The sequence below is a fragment of the Nonomuraea zeae genome (assembly GCF_005889725.1).
In the GTDB taxonomy this organism is placed as follows: domain Bacteria; phylum Actinomycetota; class Actinomycetes; order Streptosporangiales; family Streptosporangiaceae; genus Nonomuraea; species Nonomuraea zeae.
The window spans coordinates 22183-40057 of sequence record NZ_VCKX01000093.1; the positions used below are offsets into that span (position 1 = coordinate 22183).

At 70.3% G+C, this 17875-nt stretch carries 16 protein-coding genes; 15 read left to right on the plus strand and 1 reads right to left on the minus strand.

Going from position 1 to position 17875, the window contains the following annotated elements; translation table 11 throughout:
* Nucleotides 1-20 precede the first annotated feature (20 nt).
* The 7 genes from ETD85_RS27800 to ETD85_RS27830 all read left to right on the plus strand — a co-directional run bounded on the left by ETD85_RS27800 (nucleotide 21) and on the right by ETD85_RS27830 (nucleotide 8347).
* Nucleotides 21-926 (plus strand): TIM barrel protein, encoded by a 906-nt coding sequence (locus ETD85_RS27800; RefSeq protein WP_138692728.1) that lies wholly within the window; start codon nucleotides 21-23, stop codon nucleotides 924-926.
* Complete coding sequence (locus ETD85_RS27805; RefSeq protein WP_138692729.1) at nucleotides 923-2011, plus strand: Gfo/Idh/MocA family protein; 1089 nt, start codon at nucleotides 923-925, stop codon at nucleotides 2009-2011. Before ETD85_RS27800 ends, ETD85_RS27805 begins: the two co-directional genes overlap by 4 nt.
* Nucleotides 2008-4749, plus strand: coding sequence for a glycoside hydrolase family 38 N-terminal domain-containing protein (locus ETD85_RS27810; protein WP_138692730.1), 2742 nt, complete (start codon nucleotides 2008-2010; stop codon nucleotides 4747-4749). Before ETD85_RS27805 ends, ETD85_RS27810 begins: the two co-directional genes overlap by 4 nt.
* 31 nt (nucleotides 4750-4780) lie before the next feature.
* On the plus strand, nucleotides 4781-5077 hold the full coding sequence (locus ETD85_RS27815; RefSeq protein ID WP_206058637.1) for a hypothetical protein: 297 nt from the start codon (nucleotides 4781-4783) through the stop codon (nucleotides 5075-5077).
* Between the two features lie 119 nt (nucleotides 5078-5196).
* Nucleotides 5197-6162: an agmatinase gene (gene speB / locus ETD85_RS27820; protein WP_138692731.1), complete on the plus strand. Its 966-nt coding sequence runs from the start codon at nucleotides 5197-5199 to the stop codon at nucleotides 6160-6162.
* Nucleotides 6159-7670: a purine-cytosine permease family protein gene (locus ETD85_RS27825; protein ID WP_138692732.1), complete on the plus strand. Its 1512-nt coding sequence runs from the start codon at nucleotides 6159-6161 to the stop codon at nucleotides 7668-7670. Before speB ends, ETD85_RS27825 begins: the two co-directional genes overlap by 4 nt.
* The gene (locus ETD85_RS27830) at nucleotides 7670-8347 is read left to right on the plus strand and encodes a cyclase family protein (RefSeq protein WP_138692733.1); all 678 of its coding nucleotides are present in this window, start codon (nucleotides 7670-7672) and stop codon (nucleotides 8345-8347) included. The genes ETD85_RS27825 and ETD85_RS27830 overlap by 1 nt, the downstream gene beginning before the upstream one ends.
* On the opposite strand, the gene ETD85_RS27835 is transcribed toward ETD85_RS27830, so the two are convergent.
* On the minus strand, nucleotides 8326-8817 hold the full coding sequence (locus ETD85_RS27835; protein WP_138692734.1) for an Lrp/AsnC family transcriptional regulator: 492 nt from the start codon (nucleotides 8815-8817) through the stop codon (nucleotides 8326-8328). The two genes, ETD85_RS27830 and ETD85_RS27835, sit on opposite strands and share 22 nt — an antisense overlap.
* Before the next feature lie 198 nt (nucleotides 8818-9015).
* Between ETD85_RS27835 and ETD85_RS27840 the strand changes: the two genes are divergently transcribed.
* The 8 genes from ETD85_RS27840 to ETD85_RS27875 all read left to right on the plus strand — a co-directional run.
* Nucleotides 9016-10449: a gamma-aminobutyraldehyde dehydrogenase gene (locus tag ETD85_RS27840; RefSeq protein ID WP_138692735.1), complete on the plus strand. Its 1434-nt coding sequence runs from the start codon at nucleotides 9016-9018 to the stop codon at nucleotides 10447-10449.
* Nucleotides 10450-10462: 13 nt separating this feature from the next.
* On the plus strand, nucleotides 10463-11530 hold the full coding sequence (locus tag ETD85_RS27845; RefSeq protein WP_138692736.1) for an ABC transporter ATP-binding protein: 1068 nt from the start codon (nucleotides 10463-10465) through the stop codon (nucleotides 11528-11530).
* Between the two features lie 9 nt (nucleotides 11531-11539).
* A complete protein-coding gene (locus tag ETD85_RS27850) occupies nucleotides 11540-12745 on the plus strand; it encodes a polyamine ABC transporter substrate-binding protein (protein ID WP_138692737.1) in 1206 nt (401 codons plus the stop codon).
* Between the two features lie 4 nt (nucleotides 12746-12749).
* The gene (locus tag ETD85_RS27855) at nucleotides 12750-13601 is read left to right on the plus strand and encodes an ABC transporter permease (protein ID WP_138692738.1); all 852 of its coding nucleotides are present in this window, start codon (nucleotides 12750-12752) and stop codon (nucleotides 13599-13601) included.
* Nucleotides 13598-14383, plus strand: coding sequence for an ABC transporter permease (locus ETD85_RS27860; protein ID WP_138692739.1), 786 nt, complete (start codon nucleotides 13598-13600; stop codon nucleotides 14381-14383). The genes ETD85_RS27855 and ETD85_RS27860 overlap by 4 nt, the downstream gene beginning before the upstream one ends.
* Nucleotides 14384-14578: 195 nt before the next feature.
* A complete protein-coding gene (locus ETD85_RS27865) occupies nucleotides 14579-15973 on the plus strand; it encodes an NAD(P)/FAD-dependent oxidoreductase (protein ID WP_138692740.1) in 1395 nt (464 codons plus the stop codon).
* Nucleotides 15974-15988: 15 nt separating this feature from the next.
* Nucleotides 15989-16861: an alpha/beta hydrolase gene (locus ETD85_RS27870; RefSeq protein WP_138692741.1), complete on the plus strand. Its 873-nt coding sequence runs from the start codon at nucleotides 15989-15991 to the stop codon at nucleotides 16859-16861.
* Nucleotides 16862-16993: 132 nt separating this feature from the next.
* On the plus strand, nucleotides 16994-17875 hold an 882-nt coding region (locus ETD85_RS27875; RefSeq protein WP_138692742.1), incomplete at its 3' end, for a serine hydrolase.

The window sequence follows — 17875 nt, forward strand, 5'->3', positions numbered from 1 at the left end:
CCGACGAACGGAGTGAGGCCATGAGCCCCCGCGTGAGGAAAGTCGCCAACGCCCCCGTGAGCTTCGGCGTGTTCGAGCTGAGCGACGCGCCGCCCCCGCTGACCGCGGACGAGATGGTCAGCGCGCTGTCCGAGGCCGGCTACGAGGGCATCGACTCCGGTCCGATCGGCTACCTGGGCACCGGCTCCGAGCTGGCCGACCGGCTCTCCGGCAGCGGCCTGCTGCTCGCGGGCGGCTGGGTGGACCTGAGGTACGGCGACGCGGAGGCGTTCGAGCGCGGGCTGCCCGCGCTGGAGACCGCGCTTGACGTGTTCGCCGCCGCGCCCGAGGCGCCGGACGGGCTGGGACCCCGGCCCACGCTGGCCTGCTCGGGCTCGGCCGAGCGCTTCGCGCGGCCCGGCGGGAGCGTTCCAGGGCTGGCCGCCTCCGAATGGCCCGCCTACGCCGCCCGCGTGCAGGAGGCGGCCGACCGGTGCCGTGAGCGCGGGTTCGAGCCCGCCTTCCACCACCACCTCGGCACCTACGTCGAGACCCCGCAGGACGTGGAGCGGCTGCTGGAGCTCACCGACGTGCAGCTCTGCCTCGACACGGGACACCTGCTGCTGGCCGGTGGCGACCCCGTGACCGCGCTGCGCGAGTGGTCGGAGCGGGTCGGGCACGTCCACATCAAGGACGGCGACACCAAGATCCTGGCCGCCGCCCTGGCCGACGGCTCCGACCTGCGCGAGCTCATGGGCCGCGGCGGGTTCGCGCGGCTCGGCGAGGGCGAGCTGGACCTGCCCGCGGTGATCCGCACGCTCGACGAGATCGGCTACGAGGGCTGGATCATCATCGAGCAGGACACCCTGCCGGGCCGCCGCACGGTGGCCCAGAACATCGCCGACCAGGCCGCCAACCGCCAGAAGCTGAAGGACTTGGGACTGTGAAACTCGCTCTTGTGGGGTGCGGGGCCGTGACGCAGGCGGTGTACGTGCCGCTGCTGTCCAGGCGCCGCGACCTGTTCGAGGTGACGGCCGTCTGCGACCTGTCGCGCACGCTCGCCGACGCGGTGGGCGACCGGCTGGGCGCGGCCAGGCGCTACACCTCCGTGGCGGACCTGCTGGCCGACGGCGGCTTCGACGCGGTCGTCATGCTGTTCTCCGGCTCCCACGGCGACGCCGTGCGCCAGGCGCTCGCCGCCGGCTACGCCGTGCTGTGCGAGAAGCCGCTGGCGCTGACCAGGGCCGAGGTGGCCGCGCTGCCCGAGGGGCGGCTGATGGTGGGCTACATGAAGCAGTACGACCCGGCCGTGCGCAGGGCCGAGGAGCTGCTGGCCGAGCTGGGCGGCCCGGAGGCGGTCAGGTCGGTCGAGGTGACCGTGCTGCACCCGAGCGGGGAGTCGCAGCTCGCGTTCGCGAACCTGACGCAGGCGCGCGACGTGGACCCGGCGCTGCTGGGCTCGCTGCGGGCGGCCGAGACCGCGCTCGTCTCGCAGGCGCTGGGGGAGCCGGCCTCGGAGGCGGTACGGAACGTGTACGGAGTATCGCTGGGCTCGATATGCCACGACTTGTCGCTCTTGCGGCGCTTTACCGGGTCGCCTGCCGAAATTTCGTACGTGGACTCGTGGGGCCCCGCGCCCGGGTCCATCGAGATCTCCGGGTCGCTGCCGGTCGCCGGCCGGTTCGCGATCCGCTGGCACTACATGGAGGACTACCCGGCCTACCGCGAGACCGTGGTCATCCACCACGACCGGGGCTCGCTGGAGCTGGTCTTCCCCGCCCCCTACCTGATGAACGCGCCCACGACGCTCACCGTGGTCACCGGCGCGGGCGGCGCGGAGAGCCGGGCCGAATGGCGTGACGTGGCTGAGGCATTCGAAGTACAGCTCGCCGCCTTCCATGCTTTCGTGAACGATGGCAAGCCGCCGCTCACAGGCGCGAGCGGCGCCCTGGAGGACATCGTGACGGCTCAGCGGATCGCCGCCCGCTACGCCGTACAGCATGGACTGCCCATTGGAGGGGAAGCAGCGTGAGCACGGAGATCGTCGTCGTACCGCACACACACTGGGACAGGGAGTGGTACGAGCCCTTCCAGCGCTTCCGGCTGCGCCTGGTGGCGCTGCTGGACGAGGTGCTCGACACGATGGAGCGCGAGCCCGGCTACCACTTCACCCTCGACGGGCAGCTCGCCTGCGTGGACGACTACCTGGAGGTGCGGCCGGAGAACCGGGACCGCATCGCCGCGCTGGTCGAGTCGGGGCGGCTGGCGGTGGGGCCGTGGCAGATCCTGCTCGACGAGTTCCTGTGCTCGGGCGAGAACATCGTGCGCAACCTGGAGCTCGGCATGGACCGGGCCGACAAGCTCGGCGGGGCGATGCCGGTCGGCTATCTGCCCGACATGTTCGGCCACACGGCGCAGATGCCGCAGATCCTGCGCAAGGCCGGGCTGCTGCACGCCTGCGTCTATCGCGGGGTGCCGTCGTCGGTGACCACCGACGCCTTCGCCTGGGTCGCTCCCGACGGGACGGCGCTGCGCACGCAGTACCTGCCGGCGGGCGGATACGGCAACGGGGCGCACCTGTTCTACGACTCGACGGGGCTGGCCGGGCGGGCGGCGGCGTTCGTCGCCACGATGCGCGAGTGGCACGGGCCCGAGGGGTCGTTGCTGGCGATGTACGGGACCGACCACTCGGCGCCCGTGCGCGGGTTGCCGGAGATGGTGTCGGCGATCGGCGCCCGCATGGACACCTTGTCCGGATATATCGGGGCCTATTCGGGTGACGTGGCGGGCCTGCCGCGCGTCACCGGCGAGCTGCGCTCCCACGCGCGGGCCAACATCCTGCCCGGTGTCATCTCGGTCCGCGCCCACGTCAAGCAGGCGATGGGCCGCGCCGAGCGGATGGTCGAACGCTACGCCGAACCGCTGGCCACCCTCTGGGGCGGCGAATGGCCGGGACGCTTCCTGGACATGGCGTGGTGGCGGCTGGTGGACGCCAGCGGGCACGACTCCGTGACCGGCTGCGGCGTGGACGACACCGCCCAGCAGGTGGCCGCCCGCATCGCGGAGGCCGAGCAGCTCGGCCAGGCTGTGCGCGACATGGTGACCGCGCGCCTGGCGGCGTCCGTACCGGCTGACGGGGTGCTCGTGGTCAACCCGACGCCGGCCACGCGGCGCGGCGTCGTGATCGTGGACGTCGCCGGCACCGACCCGCTGGTCGACCCGGCTCGCGCGGCGGTGCCCACCCAGCCGCTGGAGTACGCCGCCACGCTGCTGCTCGACGAGGAGATGGACCCGGCGACGGCGCTGACCTTCGTGCACGGGACCGAGCTGTACGGCCAGCAGATCACGGGCTGGTCGGTCGAGGACGGGACGCTGACGTTCACGGTCGCGCGTGAGACCTCGGTCGTCTTCGACGTGGACGACCTGCGCGGAGCCCTGGACGGCGTGACGCGCGTGCGCATACTCGCCGAGCCGCGCCGCACGGTCGCGGCCCTGGTCGAGGTGCCGCCGCTGGGCCACACCAGCCTGCGGACCGCGCCGCACGCCAAGGTGTTCGGCGACCAGCCCGCCGGCGGCCGCTCGTCCCTGGTGCACGACCCGTCCTGCTGGCTCGGCTCGGACTCCGCGACCCTCCCGGTGCGCGGCGACGAGGAGGTGCTGGACAACGGGCTGCTGCGGGTCGTGATCGCGGCCGACGGCACGCTGACGCTGGTGGGCCAGGACGGGACGACGGTCACGGGAGCCGGCCGCATCGTGGACGGCGGCGACGTGGGCGACACCTACAACTACGCGCCGCCCGCGACCGACCTGCTGGTCTCCGAGCCCGAATCGGTCGAGGCCGAGCTGGTCTGCTCCGGTCCGCTGGTGGCGGCGGTGGACGTGCGGCGCACGTACCGCTGGCCGGCGGCGGGCGACGGGATCGACGGCTCGCCCGAGCTGCCCGCCGCGGCGCGCGGCGTCAGGACCGAGGAGATCGCCGTCACCACCCGGGTGGAGCTGCGCGCGGGCGAGCCGTACGTCCGGCTGCACGTCGAGTTCGACAACCGCTGCGCCGACCACCGGGTACGCCTGCACGTCCCGCTGCCCGCCGAGGCGGCGCAGTCGCACGCCGAGGGGCAGTTCGCGGTCGTGACGCGCGGGCTGACCTCGGAGGGCGGCTGCGGCGAGACGCCCCTGCCCACCTTCCCCGCCTCCTCGTGGGTGGCGGCCGGCGGGGTGGCGGCGCTGCTGGAGCACGTGACGGAGTACGAGCTGGCGGACGGGGAGCTGGCGCTCACGCTGCTGCGCTCGGTCGGCTACCTCTCGCGCAACCGCAACGCCCTGCGCCCGGAGCCCGCGGGCCCGCAACTGCCGACCCCGGCCGCTCAGTCGCGCGGGGTGCGCTCGGTGAGCCTGGCGCTGATGCCGTACGGGGAGTCGTGGCAGGAGGCGGTGCCGCAGGCGGAGACGTTCCGCCACGACCTGCTGGTGGTGCCCGGCCAGGGCGACCGCGACCTGCTGGCACTCCCGCAGCCCGGTCACGGCCTGTCGGTGACGGGGGAGGGCGTGGTGATGACCTCGCTCAGGATGCGGGAGGAGTGGCAGGAGCTGCGCGTGGTGGCGATGACCCCGGAGGCCACCGAGGTGGTCGTCGAGGGCGCCTTCACCCAGGCCCGGCACGCGGACCTGCGGGGCCGTCCGGGGGACCCGATCCCGGTGACGGACGGGACGATCCGGCTGCCGCTGACCGCCTGGGAGATCGCCACGATCCAGCTCGCAAACTCTGAGTAAGGAATTCGGCGGTTTTAGTAATGTCTTGGCCATGGTCGCCCCCGTGGGCCTGACGAAGATCACAACCCTCGATCTCACGTACCAGGAGTGGGGGAGACTGATGGGTATGCAGACCTATCCGTACCAGGGCGAGTACGCCGAGAGCTTGCTGGCCGAGGGCGAGGCCCGAGGTGAGGCGAAGGGCTTGCTGAAGATTCTCGGCGTGCGGGGGATCGCGGTCCCTGACGAGGTCCGGGAGCGGATCATGGCCTGCGAGGACCCCGCGGTCGTGGACGGGTGGCTCGATCGGGCGTTCACCGTCGACTCCGTGGAGGAGCTCTTCGCCTGATCTCACCGCGGCCGCCGAGGCCGCGGTGACCGGCTTTGTGGCCAGCCACAACACACGCCGTGCTACTTCGTGTTTCTGACAATTGCCGCAGGTCAGGGGCATGACGAACACTGGCCGACATGAACACAGGTCCCGTCGACTCCTCCAAGGTCCCACGATTCGCCGGGCCCGCCACCTTCGCCCGGTTGCCGCGCCTCGACCAGGTCGAGCGGGCCGATGTGGCGGTCGTGGGCGTGCCGTTCGACGCCGGGGTGTCCTACCGGCCGGGCGCCAGGTTCGGGCCCGCCGCCGTCCGGGAGGCCTCGCGGCTGCTGCGGCCCTACAACCCCGGGCTGGACGTCTCCCCGTTCGAGCGGGTACAGGTGGCCGACGCCGGGGACATCGCGGCGAATCCGTTCGACATCGGCGCGGCCGTCGAGGCCATCGAGGGCGCGGCCGACGCGCTGGACGCGAAGCTGGTCACCATCGGCGGTGACCACACGATCGCGCTGCCGCTGCTGCGCTCGGCCGCCAAGAAGCACGGTCCGGTGGCGTTGCTGCACTTCGACGCGCATCTCGACACGTGGGACACATACTTCGGGGCCGAGTACACTCACGGCACGCCGTTCCGGCGGGCGGTCGAGGAGGGGCTGCTCGACACCGAGGCCGTCAGCCACGTCGGCATCCGGGGCCCGCTGTACGGCAAGAAGGATCTGGAGGAGGACCGGCGGCTCGGGTTCGGCATCCTGACCGCGGCCGACGTGCTGCGGCGCGGGCTGGACGAGGTGATCGACGTGCTCCGGCAGCGCGTCGGCGACCGGCCGCTCTACGTCTCCGTGGACATCGACGTGCTCGACCCGGCCCACGCCCCCGGCACCGGTACGCCGGAGGCGGGCGGCCTCACCAGCAGGGAGCTGCTGGAGATCCTGCGCGGCCTGGCCGGCTGCCGGCTCGTCGGAGCCGACGTGGTCGAGGTCGCCCCCGCCTACGACCACGCGGAGATCACCTCGGTCGCCGCCTCCCACGTGGCCTACGACCTCGTCAGCCTGCTGGCCCTGCAGAAGGACGCGCAGGAGAAGAACGCGCAGGAGGAGCAACCGTCATGAGCATCACCGAGGTCGAGACCTATGGTGTCGAGCGCATCCCCGACCCTGACCGCACCGCCCGCCCGATCGACCTGTTCAGGGTCGCGTTCGGCGGCGCCAACACCTTCGCCACCTGCGTTCTTGGCGCCTTCCCCATCCTGTTCGGCCTGTCCTTCTGGCAGGGGCTGGCCGCCACCGTGCTCGGCCTGGTCGTCGGCGCGCTGATCCTGGCGCCGCTGGCGCTGTTCGGGCCGCTCAACGGCACCAACAACGCCGTCTCCTCCTCGGCCCACCTGGGCGTGCACGGCCGGGTCGTCGGCTCGTTCCTGTCCCTGCTGACCGCGATCGCCTTCTTCTCGATCTCGGTGTGGTCGTCGGGCGACGCGCTGGTGGGCGGGGCGCACCGGCTGGCCGGGCTGCCGGACTCCGACCTGTCGTACGGGGTCGCGTACGCGATCTTCGCGGTCCTCGTGCTCGTGGTCTGCGTGTACGGCTTCCGCTTCATGCTGTTCGTCAACAAGATCGCGGTCGTGGCGGCGTCGCTGCTGTTCGTGCTGGGGGTCTTCGCCTTCGCCGGCGACTTCGACCCCTCCTACCCCGGCACCCTCGCGGCCGGTGACCCGCTGTTCTGGCCGTCGTTCATCGGGGCGGCCCTGATCGTGCTGTCGAACCCGGTCTCCTTCGGCGCCTTCCTCGGCGACTGGTCGCGCTACATCCCGGCGAGCACCCCGCGCTCGCGCGTGATGGCCGCCGCCTTCCTGTCGCAGATCGCCACCATCCTGCCGTTCCTCTTCGGCCTGACCACCGCCTCGATCATCGCCGCCAAGGCCGCCGAGTACGTGGACCCGGCCGCCCCCAACTACGTCGGCGGCCTGCTGGCCGTCTCGCCAGGCTGGTACTTCGTCCCGGTCTGCCTCATCGCCCTGATCGGCGGCATGTCCACCGGCACCACCTCCCTCTACGGCACGGGGCTCGACTTCTCCAGCGTCTTCCCGCGCTTCTCCCGGGTGCAGGCCACGGTGTTCATCGGGACGCTCTCGATCGTGTTCATCTTCGTCGGCCGCTTCGCCGCCAACCTCACGCAGAGCATCTCGACGTTCGCCACCCTGATCATCACGTGCACCGCTCCCTGGATGGTGATCATGATGCTCGGCTACGTGACGCGGCGCGGCTGGTACGACCCCGAGGCGCTGCAGGTCTTCAACCGGCGCCAGCGCGGCGGCCGCTACTGGTTCACGCACGGCTGGAACTGGCGGGGGCTGAGCGCCTGGCTGGTCTCGGCGGGCCTGGCGCTCATGTTCGTGAACCTGCCCGGCCAGTTCGTCGGGCCGCTCGGAGACCTGGCGGGCGGGGTGGACATCTCGCTCCCGCTCGGGCTCGCCGTCGCGGCGCTGCTCTACCTGGCGCTGCTGACCGCCTTCCCCGAGCCGCGCGAGGTGTACGGGCCCGACGGGCCGCGCCTGGTCCGCTCGGCCGACACCCCGGTCCTGCCCATCGTCGACGCGGCCGCCGCGGAGCCGGTCCTCTGATGGAGCTGGTCGATCTGTCGGTGCCGATCGAGACCGGGATGCCCGTCTATCCGGGTGATCCGGAGGTCTCGATCGGGCCGGCGCTCACCGTGGCACGGGACGGCGTCAACGTGCTGGGCCTGCACCTGGGCTCCCAGTCCGGCACCCACGTGGACGCGCCGTTCCACATCGACGACTCGCTGCCCACGCTCGACGCGCTGCCGCTCGACCGGTTCTGCGGGCCCGCCATCGTCGTGGACGCCCGGGGCCTGGCGCCGCGCGCGCCGATCGGGGCGGCGGCGTTCGAGCAGATCGGCTCGGGGCGGCCGGGCTTCGAGAGCGTGATCGTGCTCGTCGCCACCGGCTGGTCGGCGCACTGGGGGACGGCCGCGTACGAGGAGCATCCGTATCTGACGGAGGAGGCCGCGGCGCTGCTCGTCGCGCGCGGAGTGCGTACGGTCGGCATCGACGCGCTGAGCGTCGACCCCACGCCCGCCGCGGACTTCCCCGCGCACCGGGTGCTGTGCGGCGCGCACGCCGTCATCGCCGAGAACCTGACCGGCCTCGACCGCCTCCTGCGGGCGCAGGCGGACGGCCGGCCGATCGAGGTGTCCATGCTGCCGCTACGGCTGCCCGGGGCCGATGGCGCGCCGGTCAGGGCCGTGGCCAGGGTGGGTCAGCGGGTGCCCCATGAGTAGGTCTGCTTGCGCAGCTTCAGGTACACGAACGACTCCGTGGCCCGCACGGCGGGAATGGCGCGGATCTTGCTGAGGATCTCCAGGAGGTGCCGGTCACCCTCGCAGACCACCTCGACGATCACGTCGAAGGAGCCCGCCGTGAGCACGACGTAGTCGATCTCCTCGATGGCCGCCAGCTCGTCGGCGACCGACTCCAGGTCGCCCTCGCAGTTGATGCCGATCATCGCCTGCCGGGGGAAGCCGAGCGTGAGCGGGTCGGTGACCGCCACGATCTGCATGACGCCCGCGTCCTGCAGCCGCTGGACCCGCTGGCGCACCGCGGCCTCCGAGAGGCCGACCGCCTTCCCGATCGCCGCGTACGGCATGCGACCGTCGCCCTGGAGCTGCTCGATGATCTGCTTGGACAGGTCGTCGAGCACCACAGGCCCGGAATTGGGATTGGCGCGGCGGACGCGGGGCGGCGTGGTCATCGAGAGCGCTCCTCCTAGCGGTCCGGCGTTACGCGGGTGTGCCCGCTGGGTTGCCGTCCTGCTGCGACATGTTGTCAGTTCCTGGCGGTCTGTCAAGCGAATTCGTAGCAATTTGATATCTTCACCACGAAATCCCTTGTCGAGATGCACACGCTCTGTAAGAGTCGCGGCATCTCAGCCACCTCACGAGGAGGGCGCATGATCACCCGTCTGCAGAACTTCATCAACGGTGAGTTCGTGGACGCCAAGAGCGGGCGATTCTCGGACATCATCGACCCGTGCACGGGCGAGCCGTACGTACAGGCTCCCGTCTCGGGCGCCGAGGACGTCGATGCCGCCTTCGCCGCAGCGTCCGCCGCGTTCGAGTCGTGGGGCAGGACCACCCCGGGCGAGCGGGCGAACCTGTTGCTGAAGGTGGCCGACGCGATCGACGCGCGGGCCGATGAGATCAACGAGGCCGAGTGCCTCAACACCGGCAAGCCGCGCGCCCGCATGGCGGAGGACGAGACCCCGGTCGCGGCCGACCACTTCCGCTTCTTCGCGGGCGCGGCGCGCACGCTGGAGGGCCCGACGGCGGGCGAGTTCCTGGCCGAGCACACCAGCGTCATCCGGCACGAGCCGATCGGCGTGGTGGGCCAGGTCACACCGTGGAACTACCCGATGATGATGGCGGTCTGGAAGATCGCCCCGGCGCTGGCGGCCGGCAACACCGTCGTGCTCAAGCCGTCCGACACCACGCCGGCCTCCACGCTCAAGCTCGCCGAGATCCTCGGCGAGGTGCTGCCGGCGGGCGTGTTCAACGTCGTCACCGGCGACCGCGAGACCGGCCACCTCGTGGTGAGCCACCCGGCGGCGTCCATGGTCGCCATCACCGGCTCGGTCGGCGCGGGCATGTCGGTCGCCAGGAGCGCCGCCGACGACCTCAAGCGGGTGCACCTGGAGCTGGGCGGCAAGGCGCCGGTCGTGGTGTTCGAGGACGTCAAGGACCTGCGCAAGGCCGCCGGGGACATCGCCACCGCCGGGCTCTACAACGCCGGCCAGGACTGCACCGCGGCCTGCCGGGTGCTGGTGCATGAGAGCGTGCACGACGAGTTCGTGGCCGCGCTGACCGAGGCCGCCGCCGGCACCGTGACCGGCGACCTGGCCGAGGAGGAGGCGCTGTACGGGCCGCTCAACAACGAGAACCAGCTCGCCAGGGTCCAGGGCTTCATCGACCGGGTCCCGGCGCACGCCAAGGTGCTCACCGGCGGCCAGCGGGTCGGCGACAAGGGCTACTTCTTCGCGCCGACCATCGTGGACGGGCTCAAGCAGGACGACGAGATGGTGCAGAACGAGGTCTTCGGCCCCGTGATCACCGTGCAGACCTTCACCGACGAGGCCGACGCGCTGGCCAAGGCCAACGACGTCAAGTACGGCCTGAGCGGCTCGGTCTGGACCTCCGACCACGGCCGCGCCATGCGGATGTCGAACCGCCTGGAGTTCGGCGTGGTGTGGGTCAACACGCACATCCCGTTCGTGTCCGAGATGCCGCACGGCGGGTTCAAGCACTCCGGGTACGGCAAGGACCTGTCGGTCTTCGGCCTGCACGACTACACCCGGGTCAAGCACGTCATGCACTACATCGGCGAATAGGACAGTGCCTGGGATGACTGAGCTGCACGCGATAGAGCTTGAGGACGTCGTCAAGGAGTATCTCTCGCATGGCGAGGTCGTCCGGGCGGTCAAGGGTGTCACGCTGGGCATCGCCGAGGGGGAGTTCTTCTCCCTCCTCGGCCCGTCCGGCTGCGGCAAGACCACGACCATGCGCATGATCGCCGGGTTCGAGGAGCCCTCGAAGGGCCTGGTCAGGCTGCACGGCAAGGACGTCACGAACGTCCCGCCGAACAAGCGCGACGTGAACATGGTCTTCCAGTCCTACGCGCTCTTCCCGCACATGAGCGTCTGGGACAACGTGGCCTTCGGGCTCAAGCAGCGCAAGACGCCGCAGGAGGAGATCAAGCGGCGGGTCGGCGAGATGCTGGAGATCGTCGATCTGACCGGCAGGGAGAAGCGCAGGCCGCGGGAGATGTCCGGCGGCCAGCAGCAGCGCGTGGCGCTGGCCAGGGCTCTGGTCAACCGGCCGCGGGCGCTCCTGCTCGACGAGCCGCTCGGCGCGCTCGACCTCAAGCTGCGCCAGGCCATGCAGATCGAGCTCAAGCGCATCCAGCGCGAGGTCGGCATCACGTTCGTGTACGTGACGCACGACCAGAACGAGGCGCTGACCATGAGCGACCGGATCGCCGTCATGAACGACGGCCTGGTCGAGCAGCTCGCCGGTCCGCGCGAGATCTACGAGCGGCCGGCGACCGCCTTCGTGGCCGGCTTCATCGGCACCTCCAACCTGCTCGGGGGCACCGCGACCGGCGGCGCGCTGGAGATCGGCGGCGGCCGGGTCCTGGTGCCGGGACGCGACGGCGAGGTGAAGGTCACCGTACGGCCCGAAAAGATCATGATCGGCACGGAGGAGCCCGGGGCCGGGCTGAGCGCCGTGCGTGGAACCGTGGCCGAGGTCGTCTACCTGGGCACCTACAACAGTTATGCGGTGAGTCTCGCTGACGGGGCCGAGGTCACCGTGTTCCAGCAGAACGCGCATGACGCGACGGCCACGGCGGAGCGGGGCGACTCCGTGTGGCTGTCCTGGCAGGCGCAGCACTCGTACGTGATTGGAAGTTGATAGCACCCCATGTACCCCCGTCTCAACCTCCCCCGCACCCGTCGTGACGTCTTCAGGCTGGCCGGCTACTCGGCCGCCGGCCTCGCCCTCGCCGCCTGTGGCGTGCAGGGGCAGAAGGCCGCGCCCCCCAAGCCCGACGCCGTCAAGGACTTCTGGTCCAAGCAGACCAAGCACGGCAAACTCGTCTTCGCCAACTGGCCCGAGTACATGCCGGAGGACAAGGCCCCGCTGGAGAAGTTCAAGCAGGCCACCGGCATCTCGTACGAATACAAAGAGGTCATCCAGGAGAACGCCGAGTTCTTCGGCAAGGCCGACCCGGTGCTGCGCGCCGGGCAGTCCCTGGGCTACGACATCGTCGTCATGACCAACGGCATCCAGCTCCAGCACATGATCGAGCTCGGCTACGCGGTGCCGCTGGACCACGCGCAGCTGCCCAACTTCTCGGCCAACGCCGGCCAGAAGTACAAGGAGCGCTCCTACGATCCGGGCAACCAGTACACGGTTCCGTACACCTCCGGGGTGACCGGCATCGCGTACAACACCGACCAGATCAAGGACGACATCACCAGCATCGAGGCGCTGTTCGATCCCAAGTACAAGGGGCGGGTCGGCATGATGGCCGACGCGCAGGAGATCGGCAACTTCGGCATGTTCGCGCTGGGGATCGACCCGGAGAAGTCGACCGAGGACGACTGGAAGAAGGCCGGGGAGAAGCTGAAGGCGCAGCGCGACGCCGGAATTGTGCGGAAATATTATGATCAGTCGTACATTGACGCCGTGTCCAAGGGCGACATCTGGCTGAGCATGGCCTGGTCGGGCGACGTCTTCCAGCGTCAGCTCGCCGGCGAGCCCGTCAAGTTCGTGGTGCCCGAGGAGGGCGGCACGATCTGGACCGACAACATGCTCATCCCCAAGGGCGCGGCCAACCCGGTGGACGCGCTCATGCTGATGGACTACCTCTACCAGCCGGCCGTGGCCGCCGAGCTGGATGAGTTCATCCAGTACGTCACCCCGGTCCCGGCCGTACAGGACCTGCTCAGGGAGAAGGCCAAGACGGCCAAGGGCGAGGACAAGAAGGCGCTGGAGGACATGGTCGGCAGCCCGCTCATGTTCCCGACCGAGGCCGACTATGCCAAGCTGCGCACCTACACCAAGCTGACCACCCAGCAGGAGCAGGTGTTCAACCCGATCTTCCAGTCCATCACCCAGGCCTAGCGCGATGCGGCGGCTCACCCCCTACCTGCTGGCGCTGCCGAGCTGGATGTGGCTGGCGATCTTCCTGGTCGTGCCCATGGCCGCGATGGCGTCGGTGTCGTTGCAGACCGGCAACGCGATCGACGGCTTCGCGATGACGTTCAGCGTCTCCAACTACAGCGACGCGCTCAGCAGATACAGCACCCAGCTGCTGCGCTCGCTCCTGTACGGCGGGCTCGCGACGGTCGCCATGCTGCTGATCGGCTATCCGGTGGCGTACTGGATCGCCTTCAAGGGCGGCAGCCGCAAGTCCGTCTACCTGTTCCTGCTGCTGCTGCCGTTCTTCGTGTCGTTCGTGCTGCGGACGATCTCGTGGAACTTCCTGCTGTCGGACAACGGCATCCTGTTCGGGACGCTGAAGGGCTGGGGGCTGCTGCCCGACGACTTCCACGTGCTGGCCACGACGTTCGCCGTGGTGGGCGGGCTGACGTACAACTTCCTGCCGTTCATGATCCTGCCGATCTACGTGGCGCTGGAGCGGGTGGACCCGCGGGTGGTGGAGGCGGCCCAGGACCTGTACGCGACGAGGGCGGGCGCCTTCCGCCGGGTGGTGCTGCCGCTCTCGCTGCCCGGGGTGTTCGCGGGGGTGCTCATGACGTTCGTGCCCGCCACGGCCGACCCGATCAACGCGCAGATCCTCGGCGGCACGGCCAACACGATGATCGGCAACATCATCCAGACCGAGTACCTGACGAACCTCGACTATCCGACCGCCTCCGCGCTGTCGTTCACGCTGATGGCGGTGCTGCTGGTGGGGATCTTCATCTACGCCAGGGCCCTCGGCACCGAGAACGTCCTTGAGGCGGCGGCCCGATGAGGGGCACCAGGCTCGGGGACCGGCTGCTGCACGCCTACACCTGGCTGATCATCGTCTGGTTGTCGTCGCCGATCGCCGTGATGATCCTGTTCGGGTTCAACGACAAGAAGAGCAAGTCCAACACCTCCTGGCAGGGCTTCACGCTCAGGTGGTACGCGGAGCTCTTCGACATCTCCGACCTGACCGTGGCGCTGCGCAACTCGCTGGTGATCGCCCTGGTCAGCACGGTCATCACGGTCGTGATCGGGACCATGCTCGGGCTGGCGCTCGGCCGCCACCGCTTCCGCGGCAAGGGGGTCACGAACTTCCTGGTCTTCGCCGCCATCTCCACGCCCGAGCTGGTCATGGGCGCCTCGCTGCTGTCGTTGTTCGTCTCTGGCAGCGTGCCGCGCGACGCGAACACGATCATCATCGCGCACGTCCTCTTCTCGCTGTCCTTCGTGGTGGTGACGGTGCGGGCGCGGGTCGTCACGCTCGACCCGTCGCTGGAGGAGGCGGCCAGGGACCTGGGCGCCACCGCCTGGGGCACGTTCACGCAGGTGACGCTGCCCTCGATCATGCCGGGCGTGCTGGCGGGCGCGATGCTGTCGTTCGCGCTGTCGATCGACGACTACGTGGTCACCAGCTTCGTCAACGGCTCCACCGTCACCTTCCCGCTCTGGATCGTCGGCGCGGTGAAGACCGGTATCCCGCCGCAGGTCAACGTCATGGGTACGCTGATCTTCTGCGTCGGTGTGCTGATCGCGATCGCCAACGCGGTCGCGGCCCGCCGCCGCGCCTGAAAGCACACAACCGGCTCTCCCCTCCGCAGGCCGCGGAGGGGATTCGTCTTGGCGAACGTCCTGGCAAGAACGCTCTGGCAAAGAACAGGGAGGCGAGATCGGATTCCGGCGGGGGGAACCCGTGCGTGATCACCTATTCGGATCCCGCAATAGACACATAACTAACTTCATGACTTTCGTAGGGAAGTGGGATTTGTGGATCCGCTGAAGGCGCTGGCTGACGCGGAGCGCAAGCCGTACTGGCTGGACAGCCCGGCCAGACCCGAGCCGCGACCGCGGCTCGACCGGAACACCAGCGCCGACCTGGTCGTCGTCGGCGGTGGCTTCTCGGGCCTGTGGACGGCCCTGATGGCGAAGGAACGCGACCCGTCGCTGGACGTGGTCCTGCTCGAAGGCCGCAGGATCGGCTGGGCGGCCACCGGCCGCAACGGCGGGTTCTGCCTGGCGACCCTCACCCACGGCCTGGCCAACGGCCTGGAGCGGTGGCCGGAGGAGATCGACCGGCTCGAACGCATCGGCGTGGAGAACCTGGACGAGATCGAGCGCACGCTGCGGCGCTACGACATCGACTGCTCGTTCGAGCGCACCGGAGAGCTGCACGTGGCCACCGAGCCGTGGCAGCTCGACGGGCTGGGCGAGCACCTGGACCTGATCTCCGAGCTCGGGCTCGACTACCTGCCCCTCGACCAGGAGCAGGTGCGGGCCGAGGTGAACTCGCCGACCTACCTGGGCGGGCTGTGGGAGCGCAGCGGCTGCGCGATGCTCGACCCGGCCCGGCTGGCGTGGGGGCTGCGGGAGGCGTGCCTGCGGCTCGGGGTGCGGGTGTACGAGCGCAGCCCCGTCCGCTCGCTGGACGACGACGGGACGACGATCACGCTGCGCACGCCGTACGGCTCCGCTGCCGCCCGCCGGGTGGCCCTGGGGACCGGGGTGTTCCCGCCGCTGCTGCGGCGGCTCAAGCACTTCGTGGTCCCGGTGTACGACTACGCGCTGATGACCGAGCCGCTGACCGCCGCCCAGCTCGCCGCGGTGGGCTGGCACAACAGGCAGGGCGTGGGCGACTCGGGCAACCGGTTCCACTACTACCGGCTGACCGACGACAACCGGGTCCTGTGGGGCGGCTACGACGCCGTCTACTACAACGGCGGTCTCGTCAAGCCGGAGTACGACCAGCGCGACGAGACGTTCGTCAAGCTCGCCGGCCACTTCTACGACACGTTCCCGCAGCTCGCCGAGGTGGGCTTCACCCACAGGTGGGGCGGCGTGATCGACACCTGCAGCCGGTTCAGCGCCTTCTACGGGCAGGCGCACGGCGGGCGGCTGGCCTACGCCGCCGGCTACACCGGCATGGGCGTCGGCGCCACCCGGTTCGGTGCGAACGTCATGCTGGACCTGCTGTCCGGCGAGCGCACCGAGCGGACCGAGCTGCGGATGGTGAAGGAGAAGCCGTTCCCGTTCCCGCCGGAGCCGGTGCGTTCGGGGGTGATCCAGTTCACCCGGTGGTCCATCGCCCAGGCGGACGAGCACGAGGGCAGGCGCAACCTGTGGCTGCGCGCGCTCGATCGGATGGGCCTCGGGTTCGACTCGTGACGCACACTTGGGCGTATGAGAGTTGAGTTCATGGCCGACGGCCTCACGCTCGCCGGGGACCTGCGGGTGCCCGAGGGCGTGGGGCCGCGTCCCGGGCTGGTGTTCACTGGGCCGTTCACGGGCGTGCGCGACCAGGTCACCGGCCTCTACGCGGAACGGCTGGCCGAGCGGGGCTATGTGACCCTCGCCTTCGACCACCGGAACTGGGGCGAGTCGGGCGGGGAGCCGCGACGGCACGAGGATCCGCAGGGCAAGTTGCACGACCTGCGGGCGGCGGTGTCGTTCCTGCGGTCGCGGCCCGAGGTGGAGCCGGATCGGATCGGGGTGGTGGGGATCTGCCTGGGTGGCGGATATGCCATGAAATTTGCTGCTTTTGAGCCCCGGGTGCGGGTGTTCGCGGGGATCGCCGGGGCATACAACAACCCCTACGCCATGCGGTCGGGCATGGACTACCAGGCCGCGCTGAGCGGGTTCGCCGAGGTGCTGGAGCGCCAGGATCGGGGCGGGCCGGTCGAGTACGTGGCCGCCGTGTCGGAGCGGGGCGAGGCCGCGATGCCGGGCGAGGAGCCGTACGCGTATTACGGGACCGAACGCGGGGCGTCGCCGTACTGGTCGAACGAGGTGACCAGGGCCAGCGTGCGCGAGCTGATCACGGTGGACAACATGATGGGGGCGGACTTCCTGTCCCCGAAGCCGGCGCTGATCGTGCACGGGGTCGTCGACCGGTTCTGTTCGCCCGAGGGGGCCGAGGAGGCGTTCAAGCGGCTGGACCAGCCGAAGCGGATCGTCTGGCTGGACGCCAAGCAGCACATCGACCTCTACGATCGCGAGCCGTACGTGACCCAGGCCGTGGACGCGACCGGCGACTTCCTGCGCGAGCACCTCTGAGCCCTGCCGCGCGCCGTGCGGTCGGCAAGGTGGTGCTGAAGGTCTGACCAGGAAAGGGCCTGGTCAGATGAGGCCGGCGGCCGGGCCGGGCATGCTCCGTACGACCCCCGATGAGATCACGGGGGTTGGCGCGTGCGTGCTAAGTGGATGGGACCGGCCGCTCCGGTCGCTCCGGTCGTACCGGCCGGGCTCGGACTCCGGCTGGGGCTCGGGCTCTTGCTCGGGCTCGGGCTCGTGGCGGGGTGCGGGACCGAGCGGGTGCCGGTCGTGCCCGTGGCGGTGAAGGCGCCGGTCAAGGTGGCACGATGTGTCCTGAAGTTTCCGGACGTGCGGGCTGGTGACGCCGCTCGGGCCCGCCTCCAGCGCGACATCTCCCGCTACGTGCGCGGGCGGCCGGGACGGGTCGTCTATGGAGTGCAGGACCTGGTGAGCGGCGTGCAGTTCGGCAAGGGGGAGCACGACCACGACATGATCACCGCCAGCGGCGCCAAGGTGGACATCCTGGCCGCGCTGCTGCTCCAGCGTTCCGGCGGGCTCGACGAGGGCGAGCGCGACCTGGCCGCTCGGATGATCAAGGAGAGTGACAACAGCGCGGCCGACGCGCTGTGGTCGCGGGTCGGGGGCGGCGAGGCCCTGAGCGGCTTCTACCGCCGGGTGGGGCTGCGGGAGACCACTCCTGGGCCGAGCAAGTACTGGGGCGGCACCAAGACCAGCCCCGCGGATCGGATCCGGCTGCTGAAGGCGCTGATCAAGGGCGGGAAGGGGCTCAGCGCCGCCGATCGCCGGCTGGTGCTGGGGCTGATGGAGCAGGTGCAGAAGGACCAGGCCTGGGGCGTCAGCGCGGCCGCCCGGCCGGGGGACCGGGTGGCGCTCAAGAACGGGTGGACGCCGCGGCCGTTCATCCACAACACGTGGGCCGTCACGAGCTACGGGCGGGTGACCGGGCCCGGGCGGGACCTGCTGCTGTCGGTGCAGACGGATCAGCAGCCGGGGGAGGGGACGGGGATCCAGACC